The following is a 24,142-nucleotide window of genomic DNA, read 5'->3' as shown; positions in this document are numbered from 1 at the left end:
CCGCGTCACCGTTGCGTCACCGTGGAGCTGATGCTGACGAGTCGGCGATGCAGCTCGTACGCGAACAGGTGATTCGCGAGCTTCGACTGCACATAGGCGCCGTACGGGCGGTACGCGCGGCTCGTCCAGTCGAGGTCGGCGAAGTCGATCCTGCCGATGAGATGTCCGAGTGAGCCGACGGTGAACACGCGGTCGCGGATCCGTCGCAGCAGCAGGTTGGTGAGCGCGAAGTGGCTCAGGTGATTGACTCCGAAAGCGGACATGAGCACAATGTAGCCACTGTCAACACCATGTTGTCAATGCCTACAGCTGCCGGTAGCCTCGATCTCGTGAGCGATCAGTCGCAGCGGCGCCCGTATCACCACGGCGGCCTGCGCGTGGCACTGCTCGATGCTGCCGAACTCAGTCTGCGCAGCGGCGGCGTCGAGCAGCTCTCGCTGCGTGATCTCGCGCGTGAAGCGGGCGTGAGTCATGGCGCACCCCGCCGGCACTTCTCGGACAAGCGCGATCTGCTCGATGCGCTCGCGGAGCGGGGGTTCCGTCGTCTCGGAACGTCGATCCGCGCGTCGATCGGCGGCGACGCGACATCGTTCTCGGCACAGGTCGCGGGCGCGACGGCGGCCTTCGCCCGCTTCGCGACCGACGACCCGGAGCTCCTCGCGCTGATGAACGCCGCGAAGCACCGGCCGCAGCATCCGGCGGTCGAGCACGCCGCGAACGAGGCGTTCGCGCCGCTCGTCGATCTGATCCGGGAGGGTCAGGCGACGGGGAGGCTGCGAGCCGGTCCGGTCGAGGAGATCGGCCTCGTCCTGTACGCCACGATCAACGGGCTCGTGACGCTCGTCAATACGGGGCTCGTCGACCTCGGGCGTCTGGACGCGCTCGTCGAGACCGCCGTCGACCAGTTCGTGCGGGGTGCCGCGCCGTGATCGGGCGCGAGGAAGTCTGCGTCCTGCCCGATGCGCGGATCTGCCGGATACGGAGGCGGCGTGCGGCCGTCGGTCCCGCCGCGGCTGACGATCCGACCGGCTGAACGCCGTTCACCCGAGCGGACGATGCAGGTCATCCCCGAGCATGTCGAAACCGACGCGACCGCTCCCGACCATCGATGTATGACCACACGAACACGAATTCTTCGCGGCAGTATCGCCGCCGCCACGGCCGCGGCCGCGATCGCATCCCTCGCGGGCTGTTCGCTCTTCGAGCAAGAAGGGCTGCAGGGCACCCCTCAGTTCGACTTCGCATCGGCGGACGAGGCTCGCGCGTCCGAGGAGGCATGGCGCATCCCGCGCTTCCTGAGCGGCGATGCGACCGACGTGTCGCTCCACGTCGACTATCAACGAGTCGGAGCGAACCTGCGTTGGTCGAGCGAGGACGGCATCACCGCGGGCTACTGCGCGAAGGGACCCATCTCGGGCGAGACCGTGCTGAGGACCGACTGGTGGCCGGACGTGCCTGCCGACGGCTGGGACTGCGGACGCTGGATCGCATTCCAGGTCGACGACACCTACTACGCCTGGGATCAGGGACCGCAGGCCGACCCCGAGAACGACTGACGCCGTCCGGCGGCGCGCGCGGTCCGGAGCGGCGCCGCCGATGCCGACGATCCGGCCGTGCGGGCGGGAGACGAAGCTCTCGCTCGCGCGGCCGGATCGATGGCCCAGCGATCCGCGGTTGATCGACGGCTCCTTCGGCGGAGCTGCGCTCGAGCGCACCCGGCGCGCGTGTCAGGCGGGGAGGCCGACGTGCTGGGCGGTGGTGGTCCAGAGGCGGGCGAGGCGCTCCGGGGCGGTGGTGTGCGGAGCGGTCTCGACCTCCTCGCGGTTCGCGAAGTAGCGGCCGGTGACGCCCTCGAGATCTGGGGCGGTGGCGACCCAGTAGGGCGTGTCGGCGCCATCCTCGGGGAGCGGGACGTCGTGCTCCGTCGCGCCGAACATCGCGAGGGCCTTCTCGGCGAGTCCGTCGATGCCGCCCATGATGCCGGTGCCGCCGATGATGCCGGGGTGGGCGCCGTTGACGGTGATGGCGGTGCCGGCGAGGCGCTCGGCGAGGCCGGCGGCGAGCATGACGTCCATGTTCTTGCTGTGCCCGTAGAGGGCGAAGGCGCGCAGGTCGTCGTCCGGGAAGAGCAGGTCGACGCCCCGGTAGGTGAGGTCGTCGACATCGACCACGAGGTTCGCCGACCCGGCGGGCTCGGCACCGAGGATGACGTAGCGGGCGGCGTGCTGCGGGAAGACCTCGACGAGGCGGCGCAGCAGGAGGTAGGGCGCGACGTAGTTCACCGCGATGGTCAGCGGCACGCCGGCCGCGTCGCGCTGGTCGACGGGCGCGATGAGGGCGGCGTTGCTGATGACGACGTCGAGGGCGCCCTGGGTGACCAGGCGGTCGGCGAGTGCGCGAACCTGCTCGAGGTCGCCGAGATCGGCCTGCTCGGTCGTGATCTGCACGGTCGGGGCGATGCGCTGCAGCTTCGCCGCGGTCGCGGCGAGGCGGTCCGCGCTGCGGCCGACCAGGACGACGTCGTGGCCGTCGGCGGCGAAGCGCTGCGCGAGCGCCTCGCCGATGCCGCTGGTCGCGCCGGTGATGAGTGCCTTCATGGTGAAGCTCCTTATTCGTTCGGGCTGGTTGACGTCGTCAACCGACGAGAACTGTATCATCGAAGTTGACCTTGTCAACCACGTGAGCGGAGAAGGCCATGAGCCCCGTCGACACCCGCGGCAGACTGCTGCATGCCGCACAGGAGCTCCTCGACGAGGGCGGGCCCGCGGCGGTGACGCTGCGCGAGGTCGGCCGGCGCAGCGGCGTCTCGCACAACGCCCCCTACAAGCACTTCGACAGCAAGGAGCTCCTGCTGGCCGAGCTCGCGGCGCTCGAGCTCACGCACCTCCACCAGGCGCTCGCACGCGACCTCGATGCCGGCGCTCCGCCCGTCGACGCGCTCGAACGCTCGTGCGCCGAGCAGGTCGCCCGCGCCGTCGCGTATCCCGAGCGGTACCGGTTGATCTACGGTCGGTGGGAGTCGACCGAGGTGCTCGACGGCGTCGCGCTCGAGTCCTCCGCCCTCATGGCCCGCACGGTCGCCGACGCGCAGGCGAGTGGCGCCATCGCCCCCGGCGAGCCGGAGCGGGTCTCCGCGCTGCTGCGCGCGATGGTGCGCGGAGCCGCCGAGCTCCAGACCGCAGGGCACCTCGCCGCAGACGGCAAAGGGCGCGCCGACGCTGCCGACCTCGTCAGCGACGTGCTGAGCCTGCTCAGGCGTTGAAGCAGGATGCCGGGTTGAGGCGCCCGGGCTCGCATCCGGGCGGGCGGCGTCAATGGCGCGCGGCTCACGACCTCGCGCCGATGAGCGCCGCGCTCAGCCGGCGACGCGCGCCCGGTACTGCTCGAGGATGCGCGGCTCGTGCGCGGCGTCCGGCCGGTCCGCGATCTCGACCGGCCACACGGGCCGCGAGCCCGTGAGTGCCCAGCCGGCCTGCACGCTCGCGCCCGCCGCGACGACCTCCCCGGGTACGGGGACCGCGATCGGCAGGTCGAGCACCTGCGCTGCGATCGCGGCGACCGCGCGGTTCTGCGCGGCGCCGCCGATGAGCGAGACCTGCCGCGCCTCGACGCCCTGCGCGCGCACGGCGTCGAGTCCGTCGGCGAGGCCGCACAGCATCCCCTCGATCGCGGCGCGCGCGAGATGCTCGCGGGTCGTGGAGGCGAGGGTCAGCCCGAAGAGCGTCGCGGTCGCGTCGGGGCGGTTCGGGGTGCGCTCGCCCTCGAAGTAGGGCTGGAGCACGGCGCCCGCGGCGCCCGGCTCCGAGGCGAGCGCGAGGCGGCCGAGCTCGTCGTGGTCGACCCCGAGGAGCCCCGAGATCGCGTCGAGGACGCGCGCGGCGTTCAGGGTGGCCGCGAGCGGGAGGTGGTGGCCGCTCGCGTCCGCGAAGCCGGCGACGGCGCCGCTCGCATCCGCGGTGGGCGCGTCGGTCACGGCGAAGACGGTGCCGCTCGTCCCGATCGAGACGGCGACATCCCCGGTCCGCAGCCCGAGGCCGAGCGCGGCGCCCGCGTTGTCGCCCGCGCCCGCGCCGACGAGGATCCCGGACGGGATGCCGGCCACGGCCCCGTCGGTCTCGCCCGCCGCCTCGGACGGGCCGAGGACCCGCGGCAGGATCGCGTCGTGGCCGAGGGAGGCCGTGAGCAGCTCCCGGTCGTACTCGTCGCGGCGCGGATCGAAGTAGCTCGTGCCGGAGGCGTCCGAGCGGTCGGTGCGGAGCGCCTCGAGGCCGGTGTCGACGGCGGCCCCGCCCGCGGCACCGGGCGCCCGGCGTCCGAGCAGGCGCCAGGTCAGCCAGTCGTGGGGGAGCGCGACGGCGGCCACCCGCGCGGCGTGCTCCGGCTCGTGCTCGCGGAGCCAGCGCAGCTTCGTCGCGGTGAAGGAGGCGACCGGCACGCTGCCGGTGCGGCGCGCGAGCTCGGCGGCCCCGAACTCCTCGATGAGGGCGAGCGCCTGCGGTGCCGAGCGCGTGTCGTGCCAGAGGAGGGCGGGGCGGATCGTCTCGCCCGCCGCGTCGAGCGCGACCATGCCGTGCTGCTGGCCGGCGATCGAGACCGCCGCGACATCCTCGAGTCCGCCCGCCGCGGCGACCGCCTCGAGGAGGGCGCGCCACCAGTGCTCGGGGTCGACCTCGGTGCCGAGGGGATGCGCGGCGCGGCCGGTGCGGACGATCCGGCCGTCGTCGAGGTCGCGCACGACGACCTTGCAGCTCTGCGTCGAGCTGTCGATGCCGGCGACGAGGGGCATGGACCGTCCTTCGGGAGTGTCGTCGGCGAAATCGTACCGGCTCCAGCCGAGCGGAATACCCGGCAGGCGTGCGGGTTCTACGATGGTGAGTCCGGGCGCATCCGCCTGCGATCCCACCACCGAACCCCCACCGAGGCGGCATCCCGACGTGACCACCGTCATGCACCCCGGCGACGCCCTCACGCGCGCGCAGCGGCTCGTCTACATCATCGTCCTGGGCGCCCTCGTCGGCCTCGGGCCGTTCACGATCGACCTCTACCTCCCGGCCTTCCCGGTCATCGAGGAGCAGCTGCGCACGAGCGACACCGCCATCCAGCTGACCCTCACGGCGACGACGATCGGCTTCGGCCTCGGCCAGCTGCTCATCGGCCCGCTCAGCGACAAGGTCGGGCGCCGCTGGCCGCTCATCGCGGCGACCGCCGTCCACATCCTCGCCTCCGTCGGGGTCGCGCTCGCGCCGACCGTCGAGTGGATCACGGCGCTGCGCGTGCTCCAGGGCGTCGGCGCGGCGGGCGGCGGCGTCGTCGCGATGGCGATGGTGCGCGACCTCTTCGGCGGGCAGCCGCTGGTGCGCATGCTCTCGCGCCTCGCGCTCGTCACGGGTCTCGCGCCCGTGCTCGCGCCGGTCATCGGCTCGCAGCTGCTGCTCGTCGTGGACTGGCGCGGGGTGTTCTGGGCGCTCGCCGCCTACGGCGGGCTCGTGATCCTCGCCGCCCTCCTCCTCATCGTCGAGACGCTTCCGCCCGCCCGCCGCCGGGATCGCGGCCACTCGACCGCGGGCGAGCGCTACAAGGCGCTCTTCACCGACCGCATCTTCATCGGCGTCGCGGTGATCGGCGCCATGCAGTTCTCGGCGCTCTTCACCTACCTCTCCGCCTCCTCCTTCCTGCTGCAGGACGTGTACGGCCTCGACGCGCAGCAGTACGGGCTCGTCTTCGGGCTCAACTCGCTCGGGCTCGTCGTCGGCAACCAGATCTCGGCCCGCATCATCCGCCGGGTCGGGCCGCAGTGGATCATGCCGTGGTCGCTCGGGGCGATCCTCCTCGGCTCGCTCGCGATCGTCGGCTCGGGCGCGCTCTGGGGCGGCGGGATCGCGGGCGTCCTCATCCCGCTCTTCGTCATCCTCACCGCCTGCGGCTTCACCTTCCCCTGCGTGCAGGTGCTCGCGCTCGCGAACCACGGCAAGGAGGCGGGCACGGCCGCGTCGCTCCTCGGCGCCGTCAACTTCGGCACGGCGGGCGCCGTCTCGCCCATCGTCGGCGCGCTCGGCATCTCGACGCTCGCGATGGGCTCCGTGATGGCGGCGACGATCGTCGTCGCGATCCTCTCGCTGTGGTTCCTGGTGCGTCCCTGGACGGTCCCGGCGCTCGAGCCCTGAGCGGCTAGCCTGCGGGGATGACGCCCCTGCCCACCGCGCGCCGCCGGCGCGTCTCGCCGCGGGTGGCGGGTCTCGTCGCCGCCGTCGCCGCGATCCTGCTCGTCGCCGGCCTCGGCCTCCTCATCACCCTTCGGGGCACGACGCAGCTCGACCTCGATGCCGAGTGGATGGCGGAGCTGCTCGAGCGGCGGATCGGCGCGCTCGTCGCGGTCGCCCTGCTGTTCGACTGGCTGGGCGGCGGCATCGTGGGCGTCTTCGTCGTCCCGATCGGGATCGCCGTGCTGCTGCTCGTGCGGCGCCGGCCGTGGGGCGCACTCGCCTTCGTGCTCGCCTCGGCGCTGAGCGCGGGGCTCGTGCAGGTGATCAAGCACCTCTTCGGCCGGGAGCGCCCGGTCGACATCCTCGTCGTCGCCGACTACGGCTCCTTCCCCTCCGGCCACACCGCGAACGCGGCGACGATCGCGGTGGTACTCGGCCTCATCCTGCAGCGGCGCTGGGTGTGGATCGCAGGGCTCATCTGGACGATCGGGATGCTGCTGGCGCGCACCTACGTCGGCGCGCACTGGCTGACCGACACGCTCGGGGGCTCCTCACGGGCGCGGCGGTCGCGGTCATCGTCTGGGCAGCGCTCGCGCGGCGGCTGAGGCTGGAACGGGAGCGGATCGAGGCGCTACCGTCGCAGTCATGAGAATCCTCCTCGTGGGCGCCGGCGGCGTGGGCGACGCCTTCGCGAAGATCATCGCCCGGCGCGACTTCTTCGAGCTCGTCGTCGTGAGCGACTACGACCAGGGGCGCGCCGAGCGCACGGTCGCGGCGGTCGAGCAGCGTCATGGGCCGCAGGGCGGCCGCTTCCTCGCCGCGCGGATCGACGCCTCCGACCCCGAGTCGGTCGCCGCGGTCGCGCGCGAGCACGGCGCGACCCACGTCATGAACGCGGTCGAGCCGAAGTTCGTGCCCACGATCTTCCAGGGCGCGCTCCAGGCGGGTGCCGACTACCTCGACATGGCGATGAGCCTCTCCGAGCCGCACCCCACCGACCCCACTTCGGAAACCGGCGTGAAGCTCGGCGACGACCAGTTCGCGCAGGCCCCCGACTGGCAGCAGGCGGGCCGGCTCGCGCTCGTCGGCATGGGCGTCGAGCCCGGCCTCTCCGATGTCTTCGCGCGCTACGCCGCCGATCACCTGTTCTCCGAGATCGACGAGCTCGGCACGCGCGACGGCGCGAACCTCGTCGTCCGCGACGAGGCCGGCAACGAGATCTTCGCGCCCTCCTTCTCGATCTGGACGACCATCGAGGAGTGCCTCAACCCGCCCGTCATCTGGGAGGAGGGGGCCGGCTGGTTCACGACCCCGCCCTTCTCCGAGCCGGAGGTCTTCCACTTCCCGGAGGGCATCGGTCCGGTCGAGTGCGTCAACGTCGAGCACGAGGAGGTCCTCCTCATGCCGCGCTGGGTCGACGCGAAGCGCGTCACCTTCAAGTACGGGCTCGGCGAGGAGTTCATCGGGGTGCTCAAGACCCTCCACCTGCTCGGCCTCGACTCGACCACCCCGATCCGGGTGCGCTCCGCCGACGGGCCCGTGGAGGTCGCGCCGCGCGACCTCGTCGCGGCGGCTCTGCCCGACCCCGCCACGATCGGCCCGCGGATGACCGGCAAGACCTGCGCCGGGCTCTGGGTCACGGGCCTCGGCACGGACGGCGCGCCGCGCGAGGTGTACCTGTACCACGTGAGCGACAACGAGTGGACGATGGCCGAGTACGACGCGCAGTGCGTCGTCTGGCAGACCGCCCTCAACCCCGTCATCGCGCTCGAGCTGCTCGCCGCCGGCACGTGGTCCGGCACCGGCGTCCTCGGCCCGGAGGCCTTCGACGCCGAGCCCTTCCTCGAGCTCATGGCGAGGCCGGAGGCGGAGGGCGGCTACGGCCAGGCCTGGGGGCTCGAGGAGCGGGAGCCGGCCGCGCGCTCGTGAGCGGGGCGCGCATCCGCGGACTCCGAGAGGGCGACCTGCCGGCGCTGCGGGCGATCTGCCTCGCGACGACCCTGGGCCCCCGGCCGACGGGCGCCGCCGAGGGGATGCTGCCGGACGTCTACCTCGAGCCGTATGTCCGGCGGCATCCCGACTGGGCCTGGATCGCGGCCGGCGCCGACGACGAGCCGCTCGGCTACCTCGTCGCGGCGCCCGACTCGGCGGCCTTCGCCGCGTGGTGGCGGGAGTCGTGGTCGCCGGTCTTCCGCGAGCGCCACGGCGACGACGGCTCGGAGCTCGCCCGGCACGGCCTCCTCGGCGACGACCTCGAGCCTCCCGGCACCGAGGGCTTCCCGGCGCACCTGCACATCGACCTCCTCCCCGAGCTCCAGGGGCAGGGGGTCGGGCCGCAGCTCATGGCGCGGCTGCTCGCCGCGCTCGCCGAGGCCGGCATCCCGGGCGTGCACCTCGGTGTCGCCCCCGAGAACCACGGCGCGAAGCGCTGGTACGCCCGCCAGGGATTCCGGCCCGTCGGCGGCGACGAGAACCTCCTCGCCCGGCGGATCGGCGACCGCTAGGAGCCCGCGATCGGGACGCCGACGATCGCCATGACGATGCTCGCGACGGCGACCGTCGAGACGATGATGGCGGTGATGACGGCGACCCGGACGACCGGCTTGTCCTCGAACCAGTACGCGGCCCCCGGGAAGCGGCGGTAGAAGGCCCGCATCGACATGGCCTCGGGCAGGTGGACGGCCTCGACGGGGAGCGCCTCGGCGAGCGCCTGCAGGTCGCCGCGGTTCCAGTAGTTCCCGCGCATGCGGAACAGCCGTCGGCCGTGCTCGTCGCGCACGAGGAGCTGGGTCGTGAGGTCGGGGGAGCTGCCGCGGTAGGTGTCGACGAGCAGCACCTCGCGGATCTCGCCGAGCGGGACGCGCACGATGGGCGTCGCGATGCCGTTGCCGAGGAGCGCCTCGTCGGTGACGGCGCTGAAGAGCGTGAGCTGACGCGCGAGGGCGGTCGCGCAGGCGGCGACGATCGCGACCTGGGCGACGAGCACGACGGGCCAGTTCCCGGCCGGGATCGCGAAGAAGTAGAGCGCGCCGAAGATCGGGACCATGGAGCAGACCATGGTCACGAAGGCGGTCGGCATGAGGGCGCGCCTCGGCCTGATGTGCACCCTGGTCGCCTGCAGCGTCATCCCGCATCCATCCCCGAACGATGGCCGGACCCCGATCGTCCGGCGCGCCGCGCGGGACCCGGCTCCCGTCTGACGTGCGGCAAGCCTAGAGGGGTGGACCGGTCGCCCGAAACCCTGAGCGCCCACCCCGAAGAGGGGGTCACCGAGTTTTGCTCAATAAGAGTCGGAGCCTCACGCCGGACCGGCATCACCTCAGATGGTCGGGGGCGCGGTGTAGCTTGTCGAGTGACAACCTGGCCGGGCGCTGATCAGAAGGGAACGGTATGAGATACCGAGGCGAGACGATCGTGGCGCACAGCGGGTTCGAGTCGGCAGAGGCGGCCCGCGCCGCGCTCGAGGCGGCCCTCAGCGAGGTCGTGTCGGCGCACCCCGGGGTCGCCGAGATCGGGGTCGCGATCGGCGCGCGCCCGGGCGAGCTCATCGTCCAGATCGTCTTCGACGGTCCGAATGCGAAGTATCTCGACGACTTTGCAGATGAGCTCCTCGAGACTGCGTTCGGGATCGTCGGGCGGGGTGCGACGAGACCGGGGCTCGATTTGCGGGAATCGATGTTGTCCGCGGTCTGATGGCCGACACGACGGCGCCCCTGCGCCATCGAGTCGCCGACCGGCTCGTCGGGTCCTTCCGTGCCAACGCGAGTTGGATCCTCCTCTCGGCCGGAGCCGCATCGCTCACGGCGGCTGGGATCGCGGACTCCGACTGGCTTCCGGCCGTGGTCGGACCGGAGCCGGCGCTTCGGCTGGCCGAAGCGCGTCCTGCGCTCACCATCACCGGCGTCATCTTCGGGCTGGTCGGATTCGCCCTCCGCTTCGTCGTGCGTCCTACCTACGCCGAGGCGGTCCGGCGGATGGAGCGAGCAGAAGCCGTATCCGCTCAGACCTCTTCCGCGCTGGAATCCGCCCTCCATTCGCTCCTCGTCCGGCTCGCCAGGCACTGCGAGCTCGACAGCTCGCACCAGCGTGTCTCGATCTACCTGCAACACGGCGAGGAGTTCGTCATCCTCGCTCGGTACTCGAGCAACCCTGAGCTGGCCAAGGTCAAGCGGACCACATACCCCTCAGTCCAGGGGGTCATCGGCCGCGCCTGGCAAGGGCGAGAGGAATTCGTGCGTCGGCTGCCCGAGTCACCCGACGAGGGGATCCGGCATCAAGTCGAGCACTACGGGTTCACCGAGGAGGAGGCCCGTGCGGTATCGACGCGGTCGAGGAGCATCTGCGGTTTTCGGATTGATCACGCAGACCGCAGTCTCGGCGTCCTGGTCATGGAGAGCCTCAACAAGCAGGGCGTCAGCCAGCGTTCACTCGATGCGGCCAAGAACTCATTGCTGCTCGAGAGCGCCGGGAAGATCTTGTACGCATCGTCACCGAGTTTTCCCGCCATCGCCGATCGGGCCGGTTGACGTGCCGAGCCGATGCGAGGCGGCGAACGCAATGCGCCGTCCGTGAAGAACTTGAGCGGAGGATGGGGGATTCGAACCCCCGAGGGCTTTCACCCAACACGCTTTCCAAGCGTGCGCCATAGGCCACTAGGCGAATCCTCCAGCAGCCGCACCGGGGCGCGGCCTGGAGTAGAGCATACCGGCATCCACCCGCCTCCCTCGACGCCGAGGCACTCACAGCCGCGCGACACCCGATCTCCCTAGGCTCGCCTCATGACGACGCGGATCTACATCACCTCCGCCGAGGGGCACGCCGGGAAGTCCACCGTCGCGCTCGGCGTCCTCGGGCTCCTGCAGCGCACGGCCGAGCGGGTGGGGGTGTTCCGCCCCATCGCCCGGTCCTCTCGGACGGCCGGTGAGCGCGACTACGTGCTCGAGCTGCTCCTCGCCCAGGCCGACGCCGATCTCGACTACGAGGAGGCGATCGGCACCACCTACGAGCGCGTCCACACCGACCCGGATGCGGCGCTCGCCGAGATCATCGCCCGCTTCGCCGCCGTCGAGGAGCGCTTCGACGCGGTCGTCATCGTCGGCTCCGACTACACCGACGTCGGCAGCCCGACCGAGCTGAGCTTCAACGCGCGCGTCGCCGCGAACCTCGGCGCCCCCGTCCTCCTCGTGCTCGGCGGGCGCACGAGCGACGGCTCGGACGCCCGGACTCCGGGCGAGCTCCGCCAGGTCGCGGAGGTGACCCGCTCCGAGCTCGCCGGCCAGCACGCCTCCCTCCTCGCGGTCGTCGTGAACCGCGCCGACGCCGAGCACCTCGCGGAGATCGTGCAGGGCGTCGAGGCGTCGTTCGACGAGGGCGAGGCGCGCGTGCACGTCTGGGCGGTGCCGGAGGACCCGGTGCTCGTCGCGCCCTCCTTCCGCGCCGTCGTGGAGGCGCTCGACGGGGAGGTGATCCGCGGGGATGCGGACCTCCTCGACCGTGAGGTGCTCGGCACGGTGATCGGCGCGATGACCCTCGACAACGTCCTGCCCCGGCTCCTCGAGGGCGCCGCAGTGGTCGTGCCGGCGGACCGCTCCGATGTCCTCGTCGGCACCCTGCTGGCCCACGCCTCCGGCACCTTCCCCTCGGTCGCGGGCGTCATCCTCAACGGCGGGATGGACCTCGACCCCGCCATCGAGCGCCTCCTCGACGGCCTCGGCTCGCCGCTGCCGATCGCGCGCTGCGAGAGCGGCACCTTCGACACGGCGGTGCGCATCACCCGCACCCGGGGGCGGCTCGCGGCCGACTCGCCCCGCAAGCACGATCGCGCCCTCGCGCTCTTCGAGGAGGCGGTCGACGGCGAGACGCTGACGGCGCTGCTCGACCTCGCCCCGCCGAGCGCCGTCACGCCGCTCATGTTCGAGCACGGGCTCATCGACCGGGCGCGCGCCGACCGCCGGCACATCGTGCTGCCGGAGGGCGACGACGACCGCGTGCTGCGGGCGGCGGCGACCGTGCTGCAGCGCGGCGTCGCCGAGCTGACGATCCTCGGCGAGGAGGCGGCGATCCGCGGCCGCGCGACCGAGCTCGGCCTCGACCTCGCGGCGGCGCGTATCGTGAGCACCTCCGACCCCGAGCTCCGGCAGCGCTTCGCCGAGGAGTACGCGCGGGTCCGCGCCCACAAGGGCCTCACGGTCGAGCAGGCCCTCGACACGGTCGTCGACGTCTCCTACTTCGGCACGCTCATGGTGCATCTGGGGCTCGCGGATGCGATGGTGTCGGGCGCGAAGCACACCACGGCGCACACCATCCGGCCGGCCTTCGAGATCATCAAGACCCGTCCCGGCGTCTCGGTCGTCTCCTCCGTGTTCCTCATGGCCCTCGCCGACCGCGTGCTCGCCTACGGCGACTGCGCCGTGATCCCCGACCCGACGAGCGAGCAGCTCGCCGACATCGCGATCTCCTCGGCCGAGACGGCCGCGCAGTTCGGGATCGAGCCGCGGGTCGCGATGCTGAGCTACTCGACGGGCGAGTCCGGCTCCGGCGCCGACGTCGACAAGGTGCGCGCCGCGACCGCGCTCGTGCGCGAGCGGCAGCCCGAGCTGCTCGTCGAGGGCCCCATCCAGTACGACGCGGCCGCGGACCCCGTCGTGGGTGCGCAGAAGATGCCCGGCTCCGAGGTCGCGGGCCGGGCGACCGTGTTCGTCTTCCCGGACCTCAACACCGGCAACAACACCTACAAGGCGGTGCAGCGCTCGGCGGGCGCCGTCGCGATGGGGCCGGTGCTGCAGGGTCTCAACAAGCCCATCAACGACCTGTCGCGCGGCGCGCTCGTGCGCGACATCGTCAACACGATCGCGATCACCGCCATCCAGGCGCAGGCCGCGGAGAAGGGCGGCGCCTGATGGCACTCGTCTTCGTCGTCAACTCGGGGTCCTCCTCGATCAAGTACCAGCTCATCGACCCCGAGGCGGGGGCGCCGGAGCTCAAGGGCTCGCTCGAGCGGATCGGCGAGCCGGGCGGGGATGCCGCGGATCACACGGAGGGGATGCGCGTCATCCTCGATCGGCTGGGTTCGGGGGCCGAGATCGCGGCGGTCGGGCACCGGGTCGTGCACGGCGGCTCGCGGTTCGACCGGGCGACCGTCATCGACGCCTCGGTGGAGGCGGCGATCGAGGAGCTCTCCTCGCTCGCGCCGCTCCACAACCCGGCGAACCTGCTCGGCATCCGCGCGGCGCGCGAGGTCCTGCGGGAGGTGCCGCACGTGGCGGTCTTCGACACGGCCTTCCACCAGACGATGGAGCCCGCGGCGTGGCGCTACGCGATCGATCGCGCCCTCGCCGACGAGCATGGCATCCGCCGCTATGGCTTCCACGGCACCTCGCACAAGTACGTCTCGGAGCGCACCGCCGCCGTGCTGGGCAGGCCGCTCGAGGAGCTGCGGACGATCATCCTGCACCTCGGCAACGGCGCCTCCGTCACGGCGGTCGACGGCGGGCGCAGCGTCGACACCTCGATGGGCCTCACCCCGCTGCAGGGACTCGTCATGGGCACCCGCTCGGGCGACCTCGACCCCGCCGTCGTCTTCCACCTGGAGCGGGTCGCCGGGCTGTCGAGCTCGGCGGTCGACGAGCTGCTCAACAAGCGCTCGGGGCTGCTCGGCCTCACCGGCCGCGGCGACATGCGCGACGTGCAGCGCGCGGCCGCGGACGGCGAGCCGGATGCGGTGGAGGCCCTCGCGATCTGGCGCCACCGGATCCGCCACTACATCGGCGCGTACGCGGCGCTGCTCGGCGGGGTCGACGCGCTCGTCTTCACGGCGGGCGTGGGCGAGAACAACGCGCTGCTGCGCCGACGGGCGCTGCAGGGGCTCGAGTTCCTCGGCATCCGCATCGACGACGACCGCAACGAGCTGGACTCGCGAGCCGAGCGGCGCATCTCGCCGGACGGCGCGGGGGTCGAGGTGCTCGTGATCCCGACCGACGAGGAGCTCGAGATCGCGCGGCAGGCGCTCGCCCTCATCGGCTGAGTCGGCAGCGGAGCAAAGAAAGGACCCCCCGCGCACCCGCCAGAGCCCGGTTACCCTTGCTGCGTCTCCGCCCTGGGGGAGTTGGCCTGGATGGCGCCACGCGGGGAGCCGTCGTCCAGTGTACTCGGAGCCGGGGGTGCCACGGTCGTGGGATGAGAATCCTCATCGCCGGAGGCCACGGCAAGATCGCCCGACTGCTCGCCCGCATCCTCGCCGACGACGGCCACGAGCCGGTCGCGCTGATCCGGAACCCCGATCATGCGGCCGATGTGGAGGAGGTCGGGGCCCAGCCGCTCGTGCTCGACCTGGAGGCCGCCGACCCCGCGGAGATCGCCCGCCACCTGGAGGGGGTCGACGCGGTCGTCTTCGCCGCGGGCGCCGGTCCCGGCAGCACGCCGGAGCGCAAGCTCACCGTCGACCGCGACGGCGCCGTGAAGCTGCGCCACGCGGCCGAGCTCGCGGGCACGTCCCGCTACGTGCTCGTCTCGGCGATCGGCGCCGACCGCTTCGACCCTGAGAGCGACGACGTGTTCCAGGTGTACCTGCGCGCGAAGAGCGAGGCGGACGCCGATCTGCGCTCGAGCGAGCTCGACTGGACGATCGTCCGCCCCGGCGGCCTCACGGACGGCCCGGCGACGGGCCTCGTGGAGGTCGCGGAGGAGGTCGAGCGCGGCGAGGTGGCGCGGGCGGATGTCGCCTACGTCGTCGCGCACGTCATCACCGCGCATGTGGCGCTGCGGCAGCAGTTCGAGCTCGTCGCCGGCTCGACCCCGGTGGCGGAGGCGCTGAACCGCTGACGCATGCCGACCCGGGTCGGGCGGGCTCAGATGCTCGGGCGCCCCGACGGCAGCCACGGCTCGCTCACGGCCCGGCGGGCCTCGTGCTCGCCGATCAGGTCGGCGTGGCGGAGCGTGAGGTCGATGGGGTCGAAGCCGTTGACGAGGCTGTGGTGGGAGGCGTCGTCGAGGAAGAACGGCTCGTCGAGCATGCCGACCGCCGCGCAGGTGACGGTCCGCCCCACCACATCGATGGTGATCTCCATCGCGGCGTCGGCCTCGGTGCCGTCCATGAGCCGCTCGACCATCGCCTCGGGCAGCTGCACCGGGACGAGGCCCTCCGTGGGGAGGTTGGTGCGGTGGATGTCGGCGATCTCGCTGCTGACGACGGCGCGGATCCCGCCGTCGCGCAGGGCCCACACGGCATGCTGCCGCGATGAGCCGCAGCCGAAGTTGGGCCCGGCCAGCAGGATGCTGGCGGCGGCGCGCTCGGGACGGTCGAGCACGAACCCCGGCTCGGCGCGCCATGACTGGAACAGCCCGTCGCCGTAGCCGGTGCGCTGGACCCGCTTCATCCAGACCGCCGGGATGATCTGGTCGGTATCGATGTTGGCGCGGCGGATCGCCGCGGCCGTCCCGGTGAGGGTGCGGACCGGTTCCATCAGCGGATCGCCTCCGTGCGCGAGTCGGTCAGGGAGCTCGGCGTCGCCAGATGCCCGGCGAGCGCGGTCGCGGCAGCGGTCTCGGGCGAGACCAGATGGGTGCGCGCGCCGCGCCCCTGCCGGCCCTGGAAGTTGCGGTTCGACGTGGATGCGGCGTGCCGGCCCTCGGGGACCGTGTCGCCGTTCATCCCGACGCACATGGAGCAGCCGGGGCTCCTCCACTCGAATCCCGCGCCGGTGAAGACGGCATCCAGGCCCTCCGCCTCCGCCTCCGACTTGGTCCTGGCCGATCCGGGGACGACGATGGCGCGGATGTCGCGGGCCACGCTCCCGCCCGCCGTCCGGATGACGTCGGCGGCGGCCCGCAGATCCTCGAGCCGCCCGTTCGTGCAGGAGCCGATGAACACGGTGTGGATGGGGATGTCGGCGGTCGGCTGCCCGGGGCGGAGCCCCATATAGGCCAGCGCGGCCTCCGCGGAGGCGCGCTCGTGCTCGGTGGCGAAGGTGCTCGGGATCGAGGCGCCGACGGGGACCGCCTGCCCCGGGTCGGTGCCCCAGGTGACCATGGGGCCGACGCCCGTGACGTCGACGGTCACCTCGCGATCGAACCGGGCCCCGTCATCGGTCCGGAGGGAGGACCAGTGCGCCACCGCCTGCTGCCAGGTCGGGCCGCCGGGCGAGCGCTCGCGATCCCGCAGCCACGCGAACGTGGTCTCGTCCGGGGCGATCAGGCCCGACCGCGCGCCCGCCTCGATCGCCATGTTGCAGAGCGTCATCCGCCCTGCCATCGAGAGGCCCGTCACCGGGGCGCCCCGGAACTCGATGAGGTGGCCGGTGCCGCCGTCGTGTCCGATGCGGGCGATGATCGCGAGCGCGAGGTCCTTCGCGGTGGCGTCGGGATGCGGCGTGCCGGTGAGCGTCACCGACATCGTCTTCGGGCGGGCGACTCGCAAAGTCTGGGTGGCCATGACGTGCTCGACCTGGCTCGTGCCGATCCCGAAGGCGATCGCGCCGAAGGCGCCGTGCGTCGCCGTGTGGGAGTCGCCGCAGACGATCGTCATCCCCGGCTGGGTCAGCCCGAGCTCTGGTCCGATGACGTGCACGATGCCCTGACCCGCGGAGCCCATCGGGTGCAGCTCGACGCCGAAGTCGCGGCAGTTCTCCTCCTGGAGCCGGAGCTGCGTGGTCGCCGTCTCATCGGCCAGCGGCAGGGTGAGCGGCCCCGCGGTGGGCACGTCATGGTCGGCGGTGCCGACGGTCAGGTCCGGCCGGCGGAGCCGGCGTCCGGCGAGCCGCAGCCCCTCGAACGCCTGCGGCGAGGTGACCTCGTGGATGAGGTGCATGTCGATGTAGATCAGGTCGCCGTCGCCGCTCTCGAGCAGCCGCGAATCCCAGATCTTGTCGATCAGGGTGCGTGCGGTCGATGTCATCGGGCCGCTCCCGTCGCGGTCAGCACCGCGCGGGCGAGCAGGTGCGCGCGCAGCGCGAACCCGACGAGCGCGGGGGAGGCGTCGTCCGGCACGTCGAGGCGGTCGACGTCGAGCGCGTTGACCACGATCACGTAGCGATGCACGCCGTGCCCGGGCGGTGGCGCCGCGCCGAGGAACCCGGCGAAGCCCGCGTCGTTGCCGAGCTGTCGTGCACCGCCGGGCAGGTCGGCATCCGCCGTGCTCCCGGCGCCCGCGGCGAGCTCCGAGACGTGCGCGGGGAGATCCGCGACGACCCAGTGCCAGAAGCCGGAGCCGGTCGGCGCGTCGGGGTCGTAGACGGTCACGACGTAGCTCCGGGTCCGCTCCGGCGCGCCGCTCCACCGCAGATGCGGCGAGCGGTCCTCGCCGCCGACGACGCCGAAGCGCGCGGAGTACTGCGCGAGCGGCAGCGGCGCCCCGTCCGCGAGCGTGTCGCTGTGCAGATCGAATGCGGGCACGTCGTCGAGTCGCGCGAAGGGGTCGTTCCCGGCGACCGTCGCCGTGCTGCTCTCATCTCGGGTCATCGGTCCGTCGTCCTCTCGGTCGTGTCGGTCGTGTCGGTCGTGTCGGCGGTCTCGGCGCCGAGGGGCTCGCCGCCCTCGAGGACGGCGATCGCGCCGGCCTGGAGCAGCCGTGCCAGCCGGACCGCCTCCTCGGCGTCGCGGGCGCGGATGGCGCCCACGATGTCGTAGTGGGCGTCCACGTGCGCGTTGGCCCGACCCGGGTCGGCCCGGTCCAGGAACCGGCTGTCGACGAAGGCCTCGACGAGTCGGGGCTCGAGCGAGACGAACACGTCGAGCAGCACGGTGTTGCCCGACGCCGCGACGATCGCGCGGTGGACGGCGATGTCCCTCGCGGCGAACTCCGGCGTCCGCGAGGGGACCTGGTCCCGGTGCGCCAGCGCGTGCTCGAGCGCGAGGAGATCCTCCTCGGTGCGATGGCGACAGGCGAGCTCGGCGGCATAGGTCTCGATGGCGCAGCGGGCGTGGAAGATCTCGACCAGCGCCGCGGTCGCCAGCCGCTCGCCGTACGGCGTCTTGCCCGTGGCGTAGACGCCGGAGCCCTGGCGGCTCACGAGCAGGCCCTCCGTGATCAGCGCACGCACCGCCTCCCGGACGGTCGTGCGCCCCACCCCCATCGTCTCGGAGAGCTGCGCCTCGGTCGGGAGCTTCGCGCCGGCCGGGTAGTCGCCGGCTCGGATCGCCTCGCGCAGCTGCTCGGCCACGCTCTCCGAGAGCCGAAGCCGCGATGTCGTGTCGAACGCCATGGTCCACCTCCGATTCGTCTGCTGACCTGACGAATCGTAGCGCAGTCGCGACCCGCTCGAGAGCGCGGCCGCCGCGGGAGCTCACCGCCTCGCGGCGGCGCCGGCGTTCAGCCGCCGAGCACCTCGCGCACCGCGTCGTACGCGGGCGTCGGCTCGCCGTCCTCGAAGAGGAGATCGTGCCCCTGATGCAGGGCGCCCTCGTCGTCGACCCACCAGTCGTAGCGGTCGTCGACGCCCCACGTCGTGTAGGCGACGCAGGCTTCCGAACCGAGGCAGGTCGCGAGGACGGTCGCGAACTGCTCCGCCTGCGCCTCCCGGCCTTCGGCATCCGTCACGTCGTTCTCGGAGATGCGGACGAGCAGCCCGGCGTCCGCGACCGCGTCGAGCGTCGTGGTCAGGTCCTCGGCCGTGATCTCGTCGGTGCCGAGATCGTAGACGTGTGCCTGGAGGCCCACGCCCTCGATGTGCCCGCCCTGCTCGTTGGCATCGAGCACGAGCCGGAGCAGGGCGTCCTGCCGGGGCCCGGGCACGTCGGCGCCGTTCTCGTTGACGAACTGCCGCACCTCGGGGTCGGCGTCGTGCACGGCCCTCGAGACGATCGCGGGGTACGCCGGCCCGAAAACGCGGAACCAGATGTTCTCCTGGAGGCCGGTGCCCTGATCGACGTCGAAGGGCTCGTTGACGACGTCGAGCGAGTCGAGCCGTCCCCGGAAGTGCGTGACGACGGTGGTCACGTAGTCGAGCAGGATCTCGGCGCTCGCTCGCCGCTCCCGATCGGTGCCGGTGGGGAGCTCCCGCATCCACCGGGGCATCGCCTCCGTGAACGCGATGGTGTGCCCGTGAACGGCGAGCCCCTTCGCCTCGGCGAGGTCGAGGAGGGCGTCGGCCTCCTCGAAGCGGTACTCGCCCTGTCGCGGGGCGATCGCCTGCGCCTTCATCGCGTTCTCGGGGGTCAGCGCGCCGAACTCGCCGACGAAGCGGCTCGCGTAGTCCTCGTCCGAGGCGAGCGGCCCGAGCGCCACGGCCGCGCCGATCCGGAAGCCGGGACGGATGCGGTCGGCGAGCGCCTGCAGGCCATCCGGCGACCGCTCCGCATCGGCGGCGGCCGGGCCCGCCGTCGACATGGCGGCACCGGCCGGCGCGGTGGCCGTGAGCTCGTCGACGGCGAACCTGCCCTCCTCGCTCGAGAGCCCCAGCCAGAGCTCGCCGGATGCGAAGACGCCGCCGAGGGGCTCGGACGCCAGCGTCTCGCCGTCGCTCGCGATCTCGAGCAGCTCGCCGGTGCGGCGCACCGAGAGCTCCGCCTCCGGGTCGGGGACGCTCACCCGCTCGTCCCAGACGGGTTGCGGGTCGGCGACGTCCCGCTGGGCTGCGCCGTCGAAGAGCGTGATCCGGAGGGCGTCGCCGCGGAGTACGAGCCGGAGGCCGGCGGGCTCGATGCGGAACTCGTCGGCGATCACCGGCGGGCGGTCGTACACGGCCAGGCCGACATCGGCGGTCGCGTCCGCGAAGACGGCGCCGATCGAGAAGTCCTGCTCGGCCAGCAGGTGCGTTCCGACCAGACCGAGCGGCGGGTCCGGCTGGCCGCCGCTGCCGTCCTGCTGGACGATCCGCCGATCCGTGGCGACGACCCGCAGACGATCGCCGTCGGCGGCGACCCCGGGCACCCGCGACCAGTCCTGCTGCAGCAGGTCGATGACGGCACCCCGGGACGCCGCCGGCAGCGGCGTGCAGCCCGCCAGGAGGAGCAGGAGGCCGACCGCCGCCGCGCTCGCGTGAGAGTGCCCCATGCGGTGAACGTAGCAAGGGCCGGCGCGAGTCTCGCGAACGCCGCCGGACGCGCACGCGGGCCTGCTCGACTCGGCTGGACGTCGGGGGCGGCGACTATCCTGAACGGGTGGTCACCGCCCTCTACCGCCGATACCGGCCCGACACCTTCGCCGAGCTGATCGGCCAGGTGCAGGTGACCGACCCGCTCCGCACCGCGCTCCGCACGGACCGCGTCAACCACGCCTATCTCTTCAGCGGCCCGCGCGGCTGCGGCAAGACGACGAGCGCGCGCATCCTCGCCCGCTGCCTCAACTGCGCAGAAGGCCCCACCGACACCCCGTGCGGCACCTGCGAGAGTTGCGTCGAGCTCGGCCGCGGCGGGGGCGGATCGCTGGACGTCGTCGAGATCGACGCGGCGAGCCACAACGGCGTCGACGACGCCCGCGACCTGCGCGAGCGCGCGTTCTTCGCGCCCGCCCGGGACCGCTTCAAGATCTTCATCCTCGACGAGGCGCACATGGTGACGCCGCAGGGCTTCAACGCGCTCCTCAAGATCGTCGAGGAGCCGCCGGAGCACGTGAAGTTCATCTTCGCGACGACCGAGCCCGACAAGGTCATCGGCACGATCCGCAGCCGCACCCACCACTACCCCTTCCGACTCGTGCCGCCCGCGCAGATGCTCGAGTACGTGCAGCAGCTCGCCGAGTCGGAGGGCGTCGAGGTGCAGCCGGGCGTGCTGCCGCTCGTCGTGCGGGCGGGCGGCGGCTCGGTGCGCGACACGCTCTCGCTGCTCGATCAGCTCATCGCGGGCTCCGAGGGCACGGTCGTCGAGTACGAGCGCGCGGTTGCGCTCCTCGGCTACACGCACGCCGCCCTCCTCGACGAGGTCGTCGACGCGCTCGGCTCGCGGGAGGCCGCGACGGCCTTCGCGGCGATCGATCGCGTCGTGCAGACGGGTCAGGATCCGCGGCGCTTCGTCGAGGACCTGCTCGAGCGCCTCCGCGACCTCATCGTCGTCGCCGCGACGCGGGAGGGCGCCGCGGCGGTGCTCCGCGGCGTCCCCGCCGACGAGCTCGAGCGCATGCAGCACCAGGCGCTCGCCTTCGGCGAGGCGGAGCTCTCGCGCGCGGCCGACGTCGTGAACCAGGCGCTCACCGAGATGTCGGGGGCGACCTCGCCGCGGCTCCACCTCGAGCTCCTCGCGGCGCGCCTGCTCGTGCCGGCAGCGGATGCGACGGAGCGCGGCGCGCTCGCCCGCGTCGAGCGGCTCGAGCGCCGGGTCGGCATCGACGGCGCGCCGGGCGGTGCGGCGGCTGGAGCTGCTCCGGCGGCGGCGCCCGCTCCGGCGGCCCGGCCCCAGGCGTCGGCTGCTCCGGCTGAGGCCGCTCCTGCGCCCGTCGCCGCGCCCGCTGCCGCGCCCGCTGCCGCGCCCGCTGCCGCGCCCGCTGCCGCGCCCGCTGCCGCGCCCGCTGCCGCGTCCGCGGCCGAGGCCGCTCCTGCGCCCGCGTCGGCCGCCGCGCCGCCGCCCGCCGCCGTGGCGGACGCCGAGCCCGCGGCCGAGGTGCCGCGGATCCAGCAGCCCCACGAGCGCGCCCAGCGCCCCGCCGCGCCCGCCTCCGTCGGCCCCGTGTCGCTCCAGCAGCTGCGCGACGCGTGGCCGGAGGTGCTCGAGGTCGTCGAGAAGGCGAAGCGGAGCGCCTGGATGGTCGTCTTCACGGCACAGGCCCGCGCCCTCGACGGCGACGTGCTGACGCTGAGCTTCCCGAGCGAGCGCGACGTGCAGCGGTTCAAGGAGCCGGTCACCGCCGGCGAGAGCACGAGCGAGCTCCTGCGCCGCGCGATCCTCGAGGTGCTCGGGCTCCGCGTGAAGTACATCGCCCGCGTCGAGACGGCCGCGTCGCCCACGCCGGCCGAGCCGCGCCCCGCGAAGCCCGCCCCGCCCGCTGCCCCTGCGAAGCCGTCCACCCCCGCGAGGCCGTCAGCCCCCGCCCCCGCCTCCACCTCGGACTGGGTGGTCGCGAAGATCCCGAGCGATGCGGACGCGCCCCCGAGCGCGCCCGAGCCCGAGCCCGACGACATGGGCCCGCCGAGCCGCGCCGAGACGGCCCCGACGAGCGTCGCCGAGCGCGCCCCGGCATCCCGCCCCTCCGTCCCCTCGCAGCCCGGGGCGGCGACGCGCGGCGCCCCGCAGCGCGCCGCGACGCCGCGCGAGCAGGGCGAGGCGCGCGCCGCCTCGGCGCCCGCGCCCGAGCCGCTCGCGCCCGCCGCGGCGCCGAACGGCCGTGCCCGCTATGGGGAGGCGGTCGTGCGCGAGCTGCTCCAGGCGAGCTTCATCGAGGAGGAGCAGGTCGCCTCGGCGGTCCGGCCGATCGCTCCCGCGAGCCCCGCGAGCGAGGAGTAGGCCGTGTACGAGGGCATCGTGCAGGACCTCATCGACGAGCTCGGCCGCCTTCCCGGCATCGGGCCGAAGTCGGCGCAGCGCATCGCGTTCCACATCGTGCAGACCGAGTCCTTCGACACGACGAAGCTCGCGCAGACGCTCACCGACATCCGCGAGAAGGTCCGCTTCTGCCAGCAGTGCGGCAACGTCGCCGAGCAGGAGCTGTGCGGCATCTGCCGCGACCCGCGTCGCAGCCCGACGACGATCTGCGTCGTCGAGGAGGCGAAGGACGTCGTCGCGATCGAGCGCACGCGCGAGTTCCGCGGGCTCTACCACGTGCTCGGCGGCGCCATCAGCCCCATCGACGGCATCGGCCCCGACGATCTCCGCATCTCGCAGCTGCTGCAGCGCCTCGCGGACGGCACCGTCACCGAGGTCATCATCGCGACCGACCCGAACCTCGAGGGCGAGGCGACGGCGACCTACCTGACCCGCCTCCTCATCCAGCCCGGCCTGCGGGTGACGCGCCTCGCCTCCGGGCTCCCCGTCGGCGGCGACCTCGAGTACGCCGACGAGGTCACCCTCGGCCGCGCCTTCGAGGGCCGGCGCCTCGTCGACTAGCCCGGCCGCGAGTCCCGCATGACCCCCGAGCGCCGTGCCGAGCTCGTCGCCCTCCGGCGGGCGCGCGACCTCATGGACCGCGAGTTCGCTGTCGGGCTCGACGTCGCCGCCGTCGCGCGGCACGCGCTCATGTCGCCGGCGCACTTCTCACGGCGCTTCCGAGCCGCCTACGGCGAGAGCCCCAACGCCTATCTCATGACGCGGCGCATCGAGCGCGCCATGACGCTGCTGCGCGGCGGCCTCGGCGTGACGGAGGCCTGCACCGCGGTCGGCTACAGCTCCCTCGGCTCCTTCAGCAGCGCCTTCCTCCAGCTGACCGGCGAGACGCCGAGCGCCTACCGCGCGCGCGACCACGACGCCATCGAGTCGATGCCGGGCTGCGTGGCGCGCGCGGTCGGCCGCCCGGTCCGGCTCCCGGGGCGGCCGCCGAGCCCTGCGGATCGGGCAGGATCCGAGAAGCCGGATGCGGGCGCGCGGGCGTAGCGTGGCGCCATGACCATCGCGCTGCGCTTCGTGAACATCACCGTCGACGACATCGACGCCGCCGTCGCGTTCTATCGCGACGCCCTCGGCTTCGAGGTGCGGAACACCGTCGAGTACGGCCCGCACCGCTGGGTGACCCTCGGCAGCCCGGACGAGGCGGCGGAGCTGGTGCTCTCCGAGCCGCACGCGGGACGCTCGCAGGAGGACGGCGACGCCCTCCAGGAGCTGCTCGTGAAGGGCATGCTCCCGAACCTGATCTTCAAGGCCGACGACGTCGACGCGGCGTTCGCGCGCGTCCGCGCGTCCGGCGCCGAGATCGTCCAGGAGCCGATGGACCAGGACTGGGGACCGCGCGACTGCGCCTTCCGCGACCCGGCCGGCAACATCCTGCGCCTCGCCGCCGCCTGAGCGCCGCATGCCGCCGACGGCATGCGATGTGGCGTGGGAGGAGGCCTCCGCTCGCTAGGATGGAGCGTCCCCGAACCACC

General features: G+C 73.0%; 25 protein-coding genes, 1 tRNA gene and 1 other RNA gene. 16 read left to right on the top strand and 11 right to left on the bottom strand.

Annotated features, from left to right (window positions below):
• Positions 1-5: 5 nt before the first annotated feature.
• The gene (locus OF852_RS08150; protein WP_271118674.1) at positions 6-263 is read right to left on the bottom strand and encodes a hypothetical protein; all 258 of its coding nucleotides are present in this window, start codon (positions 261-263) and stop codon (positions 6-8) included.
• Between OF852_RS08150 and OF852_RS08145 the strand changes: the two genes are divergently transcribed.
• Together OF852_RS08145 and OF852_RS08140 are read left to right on the top strand one after the other, a co-directional pair.
• Positions 240-929 (top strand): TetR/AcrR family transcriptional regulator, encoded by a 690-nt coding sequence (locus OF852_RS08145; RefSeq protein WP_271118673.1) that lies wholly within the window; start codon positions 240-242, stop codon positions 927-929. The two genes, OF852_RS08150 and OF852_RS08145, sit on opposite strands and share 24 nt — an antisense overlap.
• Positions 930-1,055: 126 nt before the next feature.
• Positions 1,056-1,556, top strand: coding sequence for a hypothetical protein (locus OF852_RS08140; protein ID WP_271118672.1), 501 nt, complete (start codon positions 1,056-1,058; stop codon positions 1,554-1,556).
• Between the two features lie 171 nt (positions 1,557-1,727).
• Here OF852_RS08140 and OF852_RS08135 read toward each other — a convergent pair whose 3' ends face one another.
• Complete coding sequence (locus tag OF852_RS08135; protein ID WP_271118671.1) at positions 1,728-2,597, bottom strand: SDR family NAD(P)-dependent oxidoreductase; 870 nt, start codon at positions 2,595-2,597, stop codon at positions 1,728-1,730.
• A gap of 98 nt (positions 2,598-2,695) precedes the next feature.
• Between OF852_RS08135 and OF852_RS08130 the strand changes: the two genes are divergently transcribed.
• Entirely contained in the window at positions 2,696-3,262 is a 567-nt protein-coding gene (locus OF852_RS08130) for a TetR/AcrR family transcriptional regulator (protein ID WP_271118670.1), read from the top strand.
• Positions 3,263-3,355: 93 nt separating this feature from the next.
• Here the strand turns inward: OF852_RS08130 and xylB are convergent, their stop codons facing one another.
• Positions 3,356-4,786 (bottom strand): xylulokinase, encoded by a 1,431-nt coding sequence (gene xylB / locus OF852_RS08125; RefSeq protein WP_271118669.1) that lies wholly within the window; start codon positions 4,784-4,786, stop codon positions 3,356-3,358.
• Between the two features lie 148 nt (positions 4,787-4,934).
• Between xylB and OF852_RS08120 the strand changes: the two genes are divergently transcribed.
• Genes OF852_RS08120 through OF852_RS08105 form a run of 4 tightly spaced genes read left to right on the top strand, consistent with a single transcriptional unit; the run spans position 4,935 to position 8,707 of the window.
• Positions 4,935-6,164, top strand: a complete 1,230-nt coding sequence (locus tag OF852_RS08120) for a multidrug effflux MFS transporter (RefSeq protein WP_271118668.1) — start codon at positions 4,935-4,937, stop codon at positions 6,162-6,164.
• A gap of 17 nt (positions 6,165-6,181) precedes the next feature.
• Positions 6,182-6,808 carry a phosphatase PAP2 family protein gene (locus OF852_RS08115; protein ID WP_271118667.1) on the top strand — a complete coding sequence of 209 codons (627 nt, stop codon included), beginning with the start codon at positions 6,182-6,184 and terminating at the stop codon, positions 6,806-6,808.
• A 40-nt stretch (positions 6,809-6,848) separates the two neighbouring features.
• On the top strand, positions 6,849-8,132 hold the full coding sequence (locus OF852_RS08110) for a saccharopine dehydrogenase family protein (protein WP_271118666.1): 1,284 nt from the start codon (positions 6,849-6,851) through the stop codon (positions 8,130-8,132).
• Positions 8,129-8,707 carry a GNAT family N-acetyltransferase gene (locus OF852_RS08105; protein ID WP_271118665.1) on the top strand — a complete coding sequence of 193 codons (579 nt, stop codon included), beginning with the start codon at positions 8,129-8,131 and terminating at the stop codon, positions 8,705-8,707. The genes OF852_RS08110 and OF852_RS08105 overlap by 4 nt, the downstream gene beginning before the upstream one ends.
• Here the strand turns inward: OF852_RS08105 and OF852_RS08100 are convergent.
• A complete protein-coding gene (locus OF852_RS08100; protein ID WP_271118664.1) occupies positions 8,704-9,282 on the bottom strand; it encodes a hypothetical protein in 579 nt (192 codons plus the stop codon). The two genes, OF852_RS08105 and OF852_RS08100, sit on opposite strands and share 4 nt — an antisense overlap.
• A 335-nt stretch (positions 9,283-9,617) precedes the next feature.
• Between OF852_RS08100 and OF852_RS08095 the strand changes: the two genes are divergently transcribed.
• Entirely contained in the window at positions 9,618-9,896 is a 279-nt protein-coding gene (locus OF852_RS08095) for a hypothetical protein (RefSeq protein WP_271118663.1), read from the top strand.
• Positions 9,896-10,729, top strand: coding sequence for a hypothetical protein (locus OF852_RS08090; RefSeq protein WP_271118662.1), 834 nt, complete (start codon positions 9,896-9,898; stop codon positions 10,727-10,729). Before OF852_RS08095 ends, OF852_RS08090 begins: the two co-directional genes overlap by 1 nt.
• Positions 10,730-10,785: 56 nt before the next feature.
• Here the strand turns inward: OF852_RS08090 and OF852_RS08085 are convergent.
• Positions 10,786-10,870, bottom strand: a tRNA-Ser gene (locus OF852_RS08085).
• Between the two features lie 111 nt (positions 10,871-10,981).
• Here OF852_RS08085 and pta point away from each other — a divergent pair.
• Together pta and OF852_RS08075 are read left to right on the top strand one after the other, a co-directional pair.
• Positions 10,982-13,102 carry a phosphate acetyltransferase gene (gene pta / locus OF852_RS08080; RefSeq protein ID WP_271118661.1) on the top strand — a complete coding sequence of 707 codons (2,121 nt, stop codon included), beginning with the start codon at positions 10,982-10,984 and terminating at the stop codon, positions 13,100-13,102.
• Positions 13,102-14,226, top strand: a complete 1,125-nt coding sequence (locus OF852_RS08075; RefSeq protein ID WP_271118660.1) for an acetate/propionate family kinase — start codon at positions 13,102-13,104, stop codon at positions 14,224-14,226. The genes pta and OF852_RS08075 overlap by 1 nt, the downstream gene beginning before the upstream one ends.
• A gap of 16 nt (positions 14,227-14,242) precedes the next feature.
• Here OF852_RS08075 and ffs read toward each other — a convergent pair.
• An RNA gene (gene ffs / locus OF852_RS08070) (signal recognition particle sRNA small type) lies at positions 14,243-14,339 on the bottom strand.
• A gap of 39 nt (positions 14,340-14,378) precedes the next feature.
• Here ffs and OF852_RS08065 point away from each other — a divergent pair.
• A complete protein-coding gene (locus OF852_RS08065; RefSeq protein WP_271118659.1) occupies positions 14,379-15,023 on the top strand; it encodes an SDR family oxidoreductase in 645 nt (214 codons plus the stop codon).
• A gap of 26 nt (positions 15,024-15,049) precedes the next feature.
• Here the strand turns inward: OF852_RS08065 and leuD are convergent, their stop codons facing one another.
• The 5 genes from leuD to OF852_RS08040 form a co-directional block, all read right to left on the bottom strand.
• Positions 15,050-15,664 carry a 3-isopropylmalate dehydratase small subunit gene (gene leuD / locus OF852_RS08060; RefSeq protein ID WP_271118658.1) on the bottom strand — a complete coding sequence of 205 codons (615 nt, stop codon included), beginning with the start codon at positions 15,662-15,664 and terminating at the stop codon, positions 15,050-15,052.
• Positions 15,664-17,094, bottom strand: a complete 1,431-nt coding sequence (gene leuC, locus OF852_RS08055; protein ID WP_271118657.1) for a 3-isopropylmalate dehydratase large subunit — start codon at positions 17,092-17,094, stop codon at positions 15,664-15,666. The genes leuD and leuC overlap by 1 nt, the downstream gene beginning before the upstream one ends.
• Complete coding sequence (locus OF852_RS08050) at positions 17,091-17,657, bottom strand: YbhB/YbcL family Raf kinase inhibitor-like protein (protein WP_271118656.1); 567 nt, start codon at positions 17,655-17,657, stop codon at positions 17,091-17,093. The genes leuC and OF852_RS08050 overlap by 4 nt, the downstream gene beginning before the upstream one ends.
• Positions 17,654-18,400, bottom strand: coding sequence for a FadR/GntR family transcriptional regulator (locus tag OF852_RS08045; RefSeq protein WP_271118655.1), 747 nt, complete (start codon positions 18,398-18,400; stop codon positions 17,654-17,656). Before OF852_RS08045 ends, OF852_RS08050 begins: the two co-directional genes overlap by 4 nt.
• 107 nt (positions 18,401-18,507) lie before the next feature.
• Positions 18,508-20,190: an endo-1,4-beta-xylanase gene (locus OF852_RS08040; RefSeq protein WP_271118654.1), complete on the bottom strand. Its 1,683-nt coding sequence runs from the start codon at positions 20,188-20,190 to the stop codon at positions 18,508-18,510.
• Between the two features lie 107 nt (positions 20,191-20,297).
• Here OF852_RS08040 and OF852_RS08035 point away from each other — a divergent pair, with 107 nt between their 5' ends.
• Genes OF852_RS08035 through OF852_RS08020 form a run of 4 tightly spaced genes read left to right on the top strand, consistent with a single transcriptional unit; the run spans position 20,298 to position 24,062 of the window.
• A complete protein-coding gene (locus tag OF852_RS08035) occupies positions 20,298-22,571 on the top strand; it encodes a DNA polymerase III subunit gamma and tau (protein ID WP_271118653.1) in 2,274 nt (757 codons plus the stop codon).
• Between the two features lie 3 nt (positions 22,572-22,574).
• A complete protein-coding gene (gene recR, locus OF852_RS08030; protein WP_271118652.1) occupies positions 22,575-23,171 on the top strand; it encodes a recombination mediator RecR in 597 nt (198 codons plus the stop codon).
• Between the two features lie 18 nt (positions 23,172-23,189).
• On the top strand, positions 23,190-23,654 hold the full coding sequence (locus tag OF852_RS08025; RefSeq protein ID WP_271118651.1) for a helix-turn-helix transcriptional regulator: 465 nt from the start codon (positions 23,190-23,192) through the stop codon (positions 23,652-23,654).
• A gap of 9 nt (positions 23,655-23,663) precedes the next feature.
• Positions 23,664-24,062 carry a VOC family protein gene (locus OF852_RS08020; RefSeq protein ID WP_271118650.1) on the top strand — a complete coding sequence of 133 codons (399 nt, stop codon included), beginning with the start codon at positions 23,664-23,666 and terminating at the stop codon, positions 24,060-24,062.
• Positions 24,063-24,142: the final 80 nt, after the last annotated feature.

Source organism: Homoserinibacter sp. YIM 151385 (assembly GCF_027912415.1).
GTDB lineage: Bacteria > Actinomycetota > Actinomycetes > Actinomycetales > Microbacteriaceae > Schumannella.
Note: the sequence above shows the minus strand (reverse complement) of the source record. Positions and strands in the feature narration are given on the sequence as shown.